Origin of the sequence: Amycolatopsis sp. NPDC051903 (assembly GCF_044452505.1) — a bacterium.
Lineage (GTDB): Bacteria > Actinomycetota > Actinomycetes > Mycobacteriales > Pseudonocardiaceae > Amycolatopsis.
The window spans coordinates 1-12030 of record NZ_JBITBT010000005.1; the positions used below are offsets into that span (position 1 = coordinate 1).

Genomic DNA, 12030 nt, shown 5'->3' on the forward strand with positions numbered 1-12030 from the left:
TCCTGTGGGCCATGCTCCGCGACAACGCCAACTACCACGCCTCACCCCCGATCCCAGCAGCAGCGTGACTTGACAATCCCCATTGGGAAGTCCTTTCCCGTTCGGTTCACGGGGAAGTCGGAACCGCGCCGGCGGACCGGACACGGGACATCAAGGGTGTTCCGGAATCGCGTCGAACGCGATCGACCGCGCCAGGTCCGCGAGCGGCTCGAGGGCGGCGAGCCGTTCGCGCAGCGCCGTGGTCACGCCGCCGAACGCGCTCGCACCCAGTGGCAGCCGCAGCGGGTCGACCCGGCGGCTGATCTCATGGACCACCGCGGCGACTTTCGCCGGATCCCCGGTGAAACGCCGGCCCCGGCGGCGGGCACGAACTCGCGGAACCGCCCGACGGCCCCGTCGCGGTACGCCGGCACCGCCTCGGCGAACCGCAAGGCCTGCGCGAACCCCGTCCGGATACACCCACTCCACGATCGTGACCCGGATGCCGAACCCCGCCACGTGCTGGGCGAGCGACTCGCTGAACCCTTCGAGGCCCGCGGCGGCGATCACGCTGAACCCGGCGTTGTTCACCACCACGTCCAGCGGCCCGCACCACCACCCGGCCGGCGACGTCGCCGACCGCCCCGACCGACGCACGCACCAAACGCGGTCTCTCCCCAGCGTTGCGCCGCGTCGTCGGCCAGGCCGGTGAGCGTCCGGTCGACAGCGAAGCACTGCTCGTCGACGCTGTTTCCCAGCTCGTCGAGGCTGGTGCCCGTTCGTGCCGACCTCCGGCCGCTCGACGTCCTCGTCGTCGCCGTCACCGGCGTCGCCTGGGCCACGGAGGAGCACGGCGATCAGGCGCAGGTCGACCGGCTGCTCGACGTCATGCTGGACAGCTACCTCGCGCGCTGACCCGCGCCGCCGCGGCGGGTCAGCGGACCACCTCGTAGGTCAGGTGCGTCATCGTCGGCGTGGTCACCACGTCGGTGCGCTGCAGCGCGAGGTGCCGTTCGGCCAGATCGCCGAACAGCCGCACACCCTCGCCGAACACCAGCGGCACCAGGTGGATGCGCAGTTCGTCGACGACGCCGAGCTGCAGGCACTGGTTGATCGCCGAACCGCTCATCAGCACGACGTCGAGGTCACCCGCGACCGCTTTCGCTTGCGCCAGCGCGCTTTCCGGGCCGTCGGTGACGAACGTGAACGTGGTCTTGCCCTGCACCCGCGGTTCGGCCGCGCGGTGGGTGAGCACGAACGACGGCCGTTCGAACGCCCCGTCGGGACCCCACACGTCGATGCCCATGTCGAACGTCGTGCGCCCGAGCACGAACGCCCCGGTGCGGGTGAAAAACCCGGCCAGCACGTCGTGGTCGACTTCGTTGCCGTGGGCCATCCACGTGTGGAGCAGATCGCCGTCGCGGCCGAGCCGGTGCTCGGTGTTCGTGCCGGGCCCGGCGACGACGCCGTCGAGCGACATGCTGATCTCCGCGATGACCTTCCCCATCGGCGTGCTCCTCCGTGGTTCAGCTGCCGGCTTGTTCCGTTGTGGTCCAAGCGTCGCCCCAGGAAGCGTCGCGGGCGGCGCGGTAGCGGGGACCGTGGCGTTTGGACACCGTGACCCCCGGCGTGAGGCCCTCCACGGTACACAGATCCAGCTGCACGAAACCCTTGTGCTTTCGGGGGTGGCGCAGGATCCGCGCGCCGGGTCGGTCGAGCGAGGTGCCCGCCGGCGCCGTGACGACGTAGGAAAACTTCTCGTCCTCGAACCCGAGCGTGCCCGACTTGATGCGGCGGTGGAGCCCGGACCGCGGCAGGCGCGCCGCGAAGTGGCACCAGTCGTCGCCGGGGACGATTGGGCACTCGCCGTCGTGCGGGCACGGCGCGACCACCGCGTGGCCCAGCTCCCGCAGCACTTCGCGGGCGGCGCGGATGCGCGCGAAGCCGGCGGGTGTGCCCGGCTCGATCAGCGCGACCGCCCCCGCCGACGCGGCCAGCCAGCGCACCACATCGGCGCGCTTGGCCTCCGGCAGTTCACCCAGCACGTACGACAGCGTCACGAGATCCGTGGCCGGCAAGGGCACCGACGGCTCGATCAGCCCCCGCTGCCACGTCGCACCGCGTACCGCCGGCTCGTCGGCGTTCGCCGCCAGTTTGCGGCCCAGCGCCACCGCGCCCGCGACCTGTTCGACGACCGTGCACTTCTCCAGCGTCGGCCACACCCCGGCCGCGGCCCAGACCGCCGCACCCGTGCCGCCGCCCACGTCGAGCTGCGTGCGCGGCGCGAACGACGGGGTGGCTGCGGCGACCTCGCCGAGCACGGAGCTGACCGCCGCGAACGTCGCCGGCATCCGGTACCCCGCGTATGCGGCGACGTCGAGCTCCGACGCGAGGATCGGCGCCGTCGCGGAATCGCCCGAGCGGTAGCGAGAGCTGAGTTTGTCGACCGCCTGGGCGAGCCGGGATTCGGGGAACCGGCCGAGCTCGTCGTCGAGGGCGGTGCGCAGGTCGTCGGGGAGGTGTGCCACGACCCCACATTCTCCCACGCCCGATTTGTCCCCAAGCCGGAGCCTGACCTGCTAGTTTCGGCGCCTGGGAAAAAGTTCGGGGGCCTTGTCGATCCAGTGGCCGCCCGTTCGACGCAGGGGTGAAGACAAGCCGAACACACAGAGAGGATCTCCGAAATGCGGTTCATGGTGATCATGAAGGCCAGCGAAGAGTCCGAGTCCGGCCAGCTGCCCAGCACCGAGATGCTCGCCGAAATGGGCAAGTTCAACGAGGAGCTCGTGAAGGCCGGCGTGATGCTCGCCGGTGAGGGCCTGACCTCGAGCGCGGACGGCGCGCGGGTGCGCTTCTCCGGCAAGTCCGAGCCGACGGTGGTCGACGGCCCGTTCGCCGAGAGCAAGGAGCTCGTGGCCGGCTTCTGGATCCTGCAGGTCCGGTCGAAGGAAGAGGTCATCGAGTGGGTCAAGCGCGTGCCGAACACCGACGGCGCGCACCACGAGATCGAGATCCGGCGCATCGCCGAGGCCGAGGACTTCGGCGACAACCTGACCCCGGAGCTGCGCGAAGCCGAGGAGAAGCTGCGCGAGCAGGCGGCGAAGAACGCCTGATGCGCTTCCTGGTGATGATCAAGGCCAACGCGGATTCCGAAGCCGGGGTCCCGCCGAGCCGCGAGCTCGTCCAACAGATGCAGAAGTTCAACGACGAGCTCGCGGCCTCGGGCCACCTCGTGGCGGCCGAAGGACTGACCCCGAGCTCGGAAGGCGCGCGGTTGGTCTACTTCGGCGGTGAGCCCGAGCCCCAGGTGGTCGACGGGCCGTTCGCGGAGACGAAGGAGCTCGTGGCCGGGGTGTGGATCCTGCAGGGGGAGTCGCTCGCGGAGATCGTGGAGCTGGTCAAGCGCGCACCCAACCCCGAGCTGCAGCCCGGCACCGTCGAGATCCGGCCGCTGTTCGACACGGTCTGACCCGTGGTTCGCCCGAGGCTTGCCCTCGGGCGAACCAGCCTGTCTGATGGGCTCGTGGACACGCACGGTGCCGTGGAGGCGGTCTGGCGGATCGAGTCCGCGCGAGTGATCGCGGGTCTCGCGCGGATGGTGCGCGACGTCGGGCTCGCGGAGGAGCTCGCGCAGGACGCGCTGGTCGCCGCGCTCGAGCAGTGGCCGGAGACCGGTGTGCCGCGCAACCCCGGCGCGTGGCTGATGACCACGGCCAAGCGCCGCGCGATCGACCAGTTCCGCCGCAACGAAACGTTCGGCCGCAAGCTCGAGGAGATCGGGCGCGACCAGCAGCTCAGCGAGGGGGTGCTGCCGGACTTCGACGCCGCGCTCGACGAGGAGCACATCGAAGACGACATCCTGCGACTCGTGTTCACGGCGTGCCACCCGGTGCTGGCGACGCCGGCGCGGGTCGCGTTGACGCTGCGCATGCTCGGTGGTCTGACCACCGACGAGATCGCCCGCGCGTTCCTCGTCAAGGAGTCCACGGTCGCGCAGCGGATCGTGCGCGCGAAGAAGTCGCTGGCCGACGCGAAGGTGCCCTTCGAGGTGCCCGTCGGCGAAGAACGGCGGGCGCGGCTTTCCTCCGTGCTCGAAGTGATCTACCTGATTTTCAACGAGGGCTACTCCGCCACCCGCGGCGACGACTGGATGCGCCCCGCCCTGTGCGAAGACGCGCTGCGGCTCGCGCGCGTGCTCAGCGGGTTGATGCCCGATGAGCCGGAGGTGCACGGGCTCGCGGCGCTGCTCGAGATCCAGGCGTCGCGTTCGGCCGCGCGCACCGGCCCGAGTGGCGAGCCGGTTCTGCTGCTGGAACAAGATCGAGGCCGGTGGGACCAGCTGCTGATCCGCCGTGGACTCGCCGCGCTGACCCGCTCGGAAGAACTCGCGGACGGCGCGTACGGGCCGTACTCGGCGCAGGCCGCGATCGCCGCGTGCCACGCCCGCGCCCGCACCCCGGAAGAGACGGACTGGACCCGCATCGCGGCGCTGTACTCCGGCCTCGCCCAGCTCACGCCGTCTCCCGTGATCGAACTGAACCGCGCGGTCGCCGTCTCGATGGCCGACGGCCCGGAAGCCGGCCTCGCCCTCGTGGACAAACTCCTGGACGAACCGGCCCTCAAGAACTACCACCTCCTCCCCAGCGTCCGCGGCGACTTCCTGGCGAAACTGGGCCGCCTGCGCGAAGCCAAGGCGGAATTCGAACGCGCCGCGGACATGACCGGCAACGCCCGCGAACGCACCCTCCTCCTCAACCGCGCGGCGGCTTGTTGATCGGGTTTTGCTGCTGTGTGGTGGTATCTGGCGTTGTGCGCCGGGGGTGGCGGGCCGCTGGTTGGATTTGCGCTGGTGGCGGCAAGGAGGCCGCGCAGCGGGCTTGGTGATCGGGTTCTGCCGCTGCGCGGCAGCATTCGGGGGTGTGGGCGGGCTGGTAGGTCGCTGGTTGGGTATTGGGCCGGCGTACGTTGCGCCGGCGGCGGTAGGCCAGGGGGCGGGAGGCGGCGCGGCGGCTTGCTGCTCCGGTTCTGCTGCTGTGCAGCGCTACTCGGGGTTGCAAGCAGGGGCGGCAAGGCGCTGGTCCGGAACAGGCGGCCTACCTTGCGCCGGTAGCAGCAGGCTAGGGAGCAGGAAGCGACCCGGTTTTCTGATCGGGTTTGCCGCTGTGCTGCGGAATTCGGCGTTGTGCGCGGGGCGGCCAGTTTCTGGCCGGGTATCGGTCGGCCTACGTTGCGTCGGCGACGCCGGGCCGGGGAGCAGGGAGGCTGCGCGGCGGCTTGCTGCTCGGGTCCCCGCCGCTGTGCAGCGGCATTCGGCGTTTCGCGCGGGGCGCAAGCTGCTGTTCGGTGAACGGGCGACCTAGCGTGCACCAGCGACGGCGGGCTAGGGAGCGGGGAAGCCGCGCGGCTTGCTGGTCGGGTCCCGCGCTGTGCTGCGGCATTCGGCGTTGTTAGCGGGGTGGCAGGCCGCTGGCCAGGTATCGGGCGGCCTACGTTGCCCCGGTGGCGACAGGCCAGGAAAGCCGGTCGCCAGGCTCAGGATCTGCTGCCGGAGTACGAAACGCCGGCCGTGGCACCAGCCAGCGCTGCTGATTTCGGAGCAGTTTCCATTTCAGGACAACAGATTCCGGATCGCCAGCGGGGCCCGCGGTCCGAGAATCTCTCTCGACACGATCGCCGCCGTCGTCCCCAGGACACAGCCGCGACTGAGCTACCGCGCGAGCCCTCCCGGGAACCGGGACACCCCAAGGCATCCCACAGTTCCTCACCGCGGACCACCAGCACCGTCACAGCCCCATCGGGTGAACTGTTGGCCCACCCCCGCCGGGAGAAAAGTCCCCCGCCCTCCCAGGGGGGCGTCCCCAAGCCCATTCTATCCGCCACCCCCGACAAAACCCGGCCCCAAGCCGATCCGGGCCCGAGCTGTCCACAACTCGCCTGCCCTGTGGACAAGTGCTCACGCTTCGACGAAGACGATGCGTTCCGGTGGCACGATGAGTCTCACGGTCTGGCGCTTGACTTCGACGAGCGTGGCGAGCTCCGTCGACTGTCCTTCCGGGACGGTGAACAGGCGGTCGTCGCGGGTGTCGAGGAAGTGTGCGAAGCCGGCCAGGGACACGCCGCCCGTCTCGTCCAGTGCGAGGTAGTCGGCGAGGCGGCGGAAGAGCTTGGGCAGCACCACGAGCTCGTCTTCCAGTTGCGCGCGGGAGCGCAGCCGGAAGCCCGCGGTCGTCACGTCCGAGGCCCACACGCCGCTGCCCGAGGCGCGTGCGGTTTCGGCCGCTTCGGCGAGCGACTGGCGCAGGTCGACGTACAGCAACGAGTAGAAAGTGGGGTAGGTGAGGCCTTCGGCGACGAGCTGGTAGTTCACCGAGTTCTTCAGCGCTTTCCCGTCGAGGAACACTTCGCTGCCGTCGACCGAACGGCCGGGCCGCTGGCCCGGGAAGGTGAACGCGACCGCGCGGCCGTACTTGTCGGCGAACCGGGTGAGGATGTGCCCGGCGACTTTCTCCGGTTTCGCGGCCGTGACGACACCGCCGTCGTCACGGGTCACGGAGGTGAAGCCGAGGAGCGCGACGAGCCGGTCGGCCGCCGCGCCGCCGAGGCCGGCGGGCTGGTGCAGCATGTCGCCACCGCGGGGGCGGTAGTGCGTCTCCAGCGCGTCGATCGCGTCGAGGCGCAGCTGCATGCCGCCGCGGGAGTTGAGCCGCACGCGGAGGCCGGCTTTCTTCGTCGCTTCGGGGTCGTCGGGGTAGAACCGCACGGAGTCGCCGTCCGGTGCGGCACCGAGGAGCTGGAACGTGCCTTTGATCAGCGTCAGTGGCATGTGTTCCACGGTAGGTCGCGCGGCGGCGGAGGTGTCCGGTTTTCATCCGGACAGCCCAGCCACCGCCCACTGTGGACGGTGACTGGCTGACCGGAAGCGCGGGAACTTCGTCAAGGGATCATGAACCCGAGCACGGTTGCCTGCAGCAGCGAGATCACGCCGACCACGGCGGTGAGGGCGAGCGACCACAGGAAGGTCTGGCGCAGCAGCGATCCTTCCTTGCCGCTCTGCCCGATCGCCGTCGCGCCGATCGACAGGTTCTGCGGCGAGATCATCTTGCCCATCACCCCGCCGGACGTGTTCGTGGCGCCCGCCAGCACGGGGTCGAGGTGCAGCTGCTGCGCCGAGATCACCTGCATGGGCCCGAAGAGGCTGTTGGTCGACGCGTCGGAACCGGTGAGGAACACGCCGAGCCAGCCGATGTACGCGGAGAAGATCGGGAACAGGACCCCGGTGGTCGCGAGCGCGAGGCCGAGCGTCTGCGTGGCGCCGGAGTAGTTCATGACGAACGCGATGGCGAGGATCGTGAAGATCGTCGCCAGGGCCCAGCGCATCTGGTGCAACGTGTCGCGGTACGTCCGGAGCAGCTGCTTCGGCCGGGCGCCCATGGCGAACCCCGCGAGCACCGTGGCGATCAGGGCGACCGTGCCGGGGGAGAACAGGAAGTCGACGGTGAACGTGGCCGCGTAGGGCGTGTTCTTCGGCGTGATCGGCGCGTGCTGGATCACGTGGTCGTGCAGGCCCGGCCAGGCGAAGACCCAGTCGGCCTTGTGGAGGAGTTTCGTGAGGTCCAACCACACGGGCAGGTGCGTGAAGATCGTGCCGATGCGGGAGAGGAAGATCGCGATGATCAGGATGATGTAGGGCGTCCACGCGTGCAGCGCGCCGCGTTCGGCTCGGGCCGCGCCCAGGCTCGTCGACGCACGCACCGGTTCCTCGCCTTCGAAGCGCCAGACCGTCTTCGGCTGCCAGAACCGCGTGAGCACGTAGAGGGCGGCCATCGCGGCGAGGGCCGCGAGCACGTCGACGAGGCTCGCGCTGATGTAGTTCGACGCCGCGAACTGCATGAGCGCGAACGCCAGCCCGGCGGTGACCACGGCCGGCCACACCTCGAGCATCTTCTTCCACCCGGCGAGCACCACGATCAGGAACGCCGGGATGATCACGGCCAGGAACGGCACCTGGCGGCCGACCATCGAGGAGAAGGCGGCCGTCGCCTCTTCCGGCTTGAGGTGCATGATCGGCGCGGTCAGGCGGCCGAGCACGATCAGCGGGTTGCCGAGCCCGCCGAACGCGACGGGCGCGGTGTTCGCGAGCAGCGCCAGCACCACGGCCTTCACCGGCGGGAACCCGAGCGCCGCCATCATCGCCGCCGTGATCGCGATCGGCGACCCACCGCCCGCGACGCCTTCGAGCAACGCCCCGAAGCTGAACGCGATCAGCAGCGCCTGCAGCCGGCGGTCCTCGCTGAAGCCCGCGAGCACGCGCTTGATGTGGTCGAAGCGGCCGGTGGTGACCGTGACGTTGTGGAAGTACACGGCGTGGAACGCGATCCAGGCCACCGACCACACGCCGAAGAACACGCCCATCACGGCGGAATCGAGGGTGAGGCCCACGGGCATGCGGTAGAGCAGCAGCGCCACCCCGAGCGCCGTGACGAGCGCCAGCGCAGCCGACAGGTGCGCCGACAGCTTCACGACACCGAGCGCCACCAGCAGCACGATGATCGGCAGCGCGGCGAGCAGCGCGGACACCCACAGTCCGCCCGCCGGTTGGTAGTCCTGGATCCAGGTCACGCGTCAGCCCCTTTGCTGATTCGTCGCACCTCCCGAGCGGCGGCGGTTCCCGGAGGCGGAGGGGATGGGGAAGTTCCGGCTGCGGCGGGTGCCGAGCCGGGGTGGGTTGGGCTTGTCGGAGTCGATGGGTGTCGGCCGGCTGGGCTGAGCCAGGATCGGCGTTTGCGGCGTGCCTGCGGACGCTGTGTATCCGCGTGGCCTTGCCGAATACGGGTGTCCGAGCCGGAGCCGTCGGAGTGGCCGAAGCCAGACAGGCCGCTACCGGCTGCGGACGTAGCCGAGGCGCAGGGACAGGGCGGCGGCCGTCCCGGCGACCGTGGCGCCGAGTTCTTCGGCGCGGCGCAGGACGCGGGGCGCGGGGCCGGCGACGCTGATCGCGGCGATCGGCCGCCCGGAGTGGTCGCGGACGGCCGCGGCGACGCAGCCGACGTCGGGTTCGTTTTCGACGTCGTCGACGGCCCAGCCGCGGCGGTGGGTGCGGGCGAGTTCGTCGAGGAGGCGGCCGGGGTCGTTGATGGTCTTGAGCGTGAGGCTGTCGAGCTTCATGCGGCGGACGCGTTCGACCCGGTCGTGCTCGGGCAGTGCCGCGAGCCAGGCCTTGCCGAGCGACGTGGCGTGCTGGGGACGGCGCGTGCCGAGCCGGCAGGCCAAGGTCACGGCGCTGGCGCTGCGCTCGGTCGCGACGTAGACCATCGTGTCGTTGTCCGGCACGGCGAGGTACGTGGTCTCGCCCGAGCGCTCGGCGAGCGACGCGAGGTAGCGCGGCGCGCACCGGTGCAGGTCGGTGGCGGCCATCGCGCGCGCCCCGAGCTCGACGAGCCGGGTGCCGAGCCGCACGCGGCCCGTGACGCTGTCGGCCTCCAGGTACTCCAGCCGCTTGAGCGTGCCGACGATCCGGTACGCGGCGCTGCGCGAAAGACCCAGTTGCCTCGCGATCGCATTGGTGGAAATCTCCTGGTGCTGCCCGACGTGTTCGAGCACCGCGAGCCCGCGCTCGAGGGTGCCGCTCTGGTCCAGTGTCCGTTCCGCCACGTCGTCCGCCCCTTCACCTGATTCCCGCTCACCGGCACGTGTTTCCGCTAAGCGGGGTTGGACGCTAACAGCTCCGATCTATGTGCGAAAGATCTTGACCTACTTTCGTATTGCTCCTGGTCATGGACACCCCGAATGGTTCAACCTCCGATCGTTAGGACAAGTAACAAACCATTTCCGCGACACCGGTCACGCTCTCAGGGAAATCACAGCGCCACGCGGGCACGGTTTCGCCGATGCACCCCGCTGAACCGAAACCGGCGGCCGTTCGGTGACCACAGTGGATTCACACCAAGCTCGTTACGCTGCGTACGTGAAACTGCTTGCCGTGACCGGCGTCCGGATGCGGACCACGGCCGTCGCGGTGTTGGCGCTCGCGCTGGCCATCGCCGCGGCCTGCGTGGTCGTGGTCCTGCTGCTCGACGAGTCGCTCGACCGCAGCGTGACGGAGAGTGCACGCAGCACCGCCCGCCAGGTCGCCATCCAGCTCGTGCGCGAGGGCTCGAAGGACCTCTCCTCCAGCGACGTCGCCAGCACCGGGGACACCGAAGCCGTCACGCAGGTGCTCGACCGGCGCGGCACACCCATCGCCGGCGACCCCGCCATCGTCGGTCATCCGCCGCTCACCGGCGCGCGCCCGGCGCCCGGCGGCGAAAGTGTGCAAACCCTCCCGCTCGGGCTCAACGGCGACGGTGACGACTACCGCGTGGTCTCGCAGGGCGTGAGCGGTCCCGGCGGTCCCTACACGGTCATCTCGGCCCGCTCGCTCGAACCCGTCACCGAAGCGTCCACCCGCCTCACGCTCCTGCTCGGCCTGATTTCCCTGCCGCTGCTGGCGATCGCGGGCTTCGCCGTCTACCGCTCGGTCGGCGCCGCGCTGCGGCCCGTCGAACGGATGCGCCGCACCGTCGCCGAAATCTCGACGCGCGACCTCGCCGCGCGCGTGCCGTTGCCGCCCGGCCGGGACGAGGTGCACCGCCTCGCCGTCACGCTCAACGAAATGCTCGCCCGCCTCGCCTCCACCCAAGCCGCGCAACGGAGGTTCGTCGCCGACGCCAGCCACGAGCTGCGTTCCCCGCTCTCGACCATCAGCACTGCGCTCGACGTCTCCGGCCGCCACCCCGAGACGACCGGCGAGCTCGTCCCCGTGATCACCCGCGAAACCGCGCGGCTGCGGGAACTCGTCGACGACCTCCTGATGCTCGCCCGCACCGACGACACCACCGATCGCCCCGCGAGCACCGAAGTGGACCTCGACGACATCGTCCGGGCGGAGGCCGAGCGGCTGCGCGCCGAAGGTCCCGTCGAGATCGAGGTCCGCGCCGGCCCCGCGAAAGTCCGCGGCAGCGAAGCGCAACTGCGCCGCGCCGTGCGCAACCTCGTCGACAACGCGCGCGGCCACGCCCGCGAACGCGTCCGAATCGCCAGCTGGGTCCACCGCGGAGCCGCGGTCGTCGAGGTCAGCGACGACGGCCCCGGCGTGCCCGCGCAAGACCGGGAACGGGTCTTCGAACGGTTCGTCCGCCTCGATTCGTCGCGCCAGCGCGGCCACGGCGGCACCGGGCTCGGCTTGCCCATCGTCGCGGGGATCGCCGCGCGCCACGGCGGCCGCGCGCACTACGCGGACGAGACCGATCCCAGCTACCCCGGTGCGCACTTCCGCATCGAGCTCCCGCGGATCGAGGAGGACGGCTGACATGCGCCTGCTGATCGTCGAAGACGAACGCGAACTCGCCGAAACCGTCCGGCGTGGACTCGTCGCGGAGGGCTTCACCGTCGACGTCGTCCACACCGGACGCGACGGCCTGTGGTCGGTGACCGAGCACGACTACGACGCCGTCGTGCTGGACATCATGCTGCCCGAGCTGTCGGGCTACGAAGTCCTCAAACGCCTGCGCGCGGCCGAGAACTGGACGCCGGTCCTCATGCTCACGGCCAAGGACGGCGAGTACGACGAAGCCGACGCCTTCGACCTCGGCGCCGACGACTACCTGTCCAAGCCGTTCTCCTTCGTCGTCCTCGTCGCGCGCCTGCGCGCCCTGCTTCGCCGCGGCGCCCCCGCCCGCCCGGCCGTGCTCTCCGCCGGCGACCTGCGGCTCGACCCCGCCGCGCGGACCGTCCACAGGGGAGAGACGCGCATCGAGCTGACGGCCCGCGAGTTCGGCCTGCTCGAGTTCCTGCTGCGCCGCCAGGGCGCCGCACTGTCCAAGAACGAGATCCTCGGCCACGTCTGGGACGCCCACTACGAGGGCGACGAGAACGTCGTCGAGGTGTACGTGGGCTACCTGCGGCGCAAGATCGACGCCCCGTTCGGCACGCACACGATCGAAACCGTGCGCGGGGTCGGCTACCGGCTCGTCACCTGGAAGAACTCTTCCTGAACACCCTTTCCCGGCGCTT

At 70.4% G+C, this 12030-nt stretch carries 12 protein-coding genes; 6 read left to right on the forward strand and 6 right to left on the reverse strand.

Annotation, left to right across the window (positions count from 1 at the left end; genetic code table 11):
• Positions 1-150: 150 nt before the first annotated feature.
• A complete protein-coding gene (locus tag ACIA77_RS13865; RefSeq protein WP_395886218.1) occupies positions 151-315 on the reverse strand; it encodes a hypothetical protein in 165 nt (54 codons plus the stop codon).
• A gap of 435 nt (positions 316-750) precedes the next feature.
• Between ACIA77_RS13865 and ACIA77_RS13870 the strand changes: the two genes are divergently transcribed.
• On the forward strand, positions 751-894 hold the full coding sequence (locus ACIA77_RS13870) for a hypothetical protein (RefSeq protein WP_395886219.1): 144 nt from the start codon (positions 751-753) through the stop codon (positions 892-894).
• A 19-nt stretch (positions 895-913) separates the two neighbouring features.
• On the opposite strand, the gene ACIA77_RS13875 is transcribed toward ACIA77_RS13870, so the two are convergent.
• Together ACIA77_RS13875 and ACIA77_RS13880 are read right to left on the reverse strand one after the other, a co-directional pair.
• The gene (locus ACIA77_RS13875) at positions 914-1486 is read right to left on the reverse strand and encodes a dihydrofolate reductase family protein (protein ID WP_395886220.1); all 573 of its coding nucleotides are present in this window, start codon (positions 1484-1486) and stop codon (positions 914-916) included.
• A gap of 19 nt (positions 1487-1505) precedes the next feature.
• A complete protein-coding gene (locus ACIA77_RS13880; protein WP_395886221.1) occupies positions 1506-2507 on the reverse strand; it encodes a small ribosomal subunit Rsm22 family protein in 1002 nt (333 codons plus the stop codon).
• 156 nt (positions 2508-2663) lie between these two features.
• Between ACIA77_RS13880 and ACIA77_RS13885 the strand changes: the two genes are divergently transcribed.
• The 3 genes from ACIA77_RS13885 to ACIA77_RS13895 all read left to right on the forward strand — a co-directional run bounded on the left by ACIA77_RS13885 (position 2664) and on the right by ACIA77_RS13895 (position 4753).
• A complete protein-coding gene (locus tag ACIA77_RS13885; protein ID WP_395886222.1) occupies positions 2664-3092 on the forward strand; it encodes a YciI family protein in 429 nt (142 codons plus the stop codon).
• Entirely contained in the window at positions 3092-3448 is a 357-nt protein-coding gene (locus ACIA77_RS13890; RefSeq protein WP_395886223.1) for a YciI family protein, read from the forward strand. The genes ACIA77_RS13885 and ACIA77_RS13890 overlap by 1 nt, the downstream gene beginning before the upstream one ends.
• A gap of 126 nt (positions 3449-3574) precedes the next feature.
• Entirely contained in the window at positions 3575-4753 is a 1179-nt protein-coding gene (locus ACIA77_RS13895) for an RNA polymerase sigma factor (RefSeq protein ID WP_395886653.1), read from the forward strand.
• 1179 nt (positions 4754-5932) lie between these two features.
• On the opposite strand, the gene ACIA77_RS13900 is transcribed toward ACIA77_RS13895, so the two are convergent.
• The 3 genes from ACIA77_RS13900 to ACIA77_RS13910 form a co-directional block, all read right to left on the reverse strand.
• Positions 5933-6802 (reverse strand): thermonuclease family protein, encoded by an 870-nt coding sequence (locus ACIA77_RS13900; RefSeq protein WP_395886224.1) that lies wholly within the window; start codon positions 6800-6802, stop codon positions 5933-5935.
• Positions 6803-6912: 110 nt separating this feature from the next.
• On the reverse strand, positions 6913-8598 hold the full coding sequence (locus ACIA77_RS13905; RefSeq protein WP_395886225.1) for an L-lactate permease: 1686 nt from the start codon (positions 8596-8598) through the stop codon (positions 6913-6915).
• A gap of 258 nt (positions 8599-8856) precedes the next feature.
• A complete protein-coding gene (locus ACIA77_RS13910) occupies positions 8857-9630 on the reverse strand; it encodes an IclR family transcriptional regulator (RefSeq protein ID WP_395886226.1) in 774 nt (257 codons plus the stop codon).
• 313 nt (positions 9631-9943) lie between these two features.
• On the opposite strand from ACIA77_RS13910, the gene ACIA77_RS13915 reads away from it, so the two are divergent.
• Entirely contained in the window at positions 9944-11326 is a 1383-nt protein-coding gene (locus tag ACIA77_RS13915) for a sensor histidine kinase (RefSeq protein ID WP_395886227.1), read from the forward strand.
• 1 nt (position 11327) lies between these two features.
• Positions 11328-12011, forward strand: coding sequence for a response regulator transcription factor (locus ACIA77_RS13920; protein WP_395886228.1), 684 nt, complete (start codon positions 11328-11330; stop codon positions 12009-12011).
• The last annotated feature ends 19 nt before the right edge of the window (positions 12012-12030 follow it).

What these genes read in the sequence shown, in the direction of transcription:
- ACIA77_RS13885 (WP_395886222.1), top strand. Translation starts at nt 2,664, where the DNA reads ATGCGGTTCATGGTGATCATGAAGGCCAGCGAAGAGTCCGAGTCCGGC.
- ACIA77_RS13895 (WP_395886653.1), top strand. Translation starts at nt 3,575, where the DNA reads ATGGTGCGCGACGTCGGGCTCGCGGAGGAGCTCGCGCAGGACGCGCTG.
- ACIA77_RS13890 (WP_395886223.1), top strand. Translation starts at nt 3,092, where the DNA reads ATGCGCTTCCTGGTGATGATCAAGGCCAACGCGGATTCCGAAGCCGGG.
- ACIA77_RS13900 (WP_395886224.1), bottom strand. Translation starts at nt 6,802, where the DNA reads ATGCCACTGACGCTGATCAAAGGCACGTTCCAGCTCCTCGGTGCCGCA.
- ACIA77_RS13875 (WP_395886220.1), bottom strand. Translation starts at nt 1,486, where the DNA reads ATGGGGAAGGTCATCGCGGAGATCAGCATGTCGCTCGACGGCGTCGTC.
- ACIA77_RS13920 (WP_395886228.1), top strand. Translation starts at nt 11,328, where the DNA reads ATGCGCCTGCTGATCGTCGAAGACGAACGCGAACTCGCCGAAACCGTC.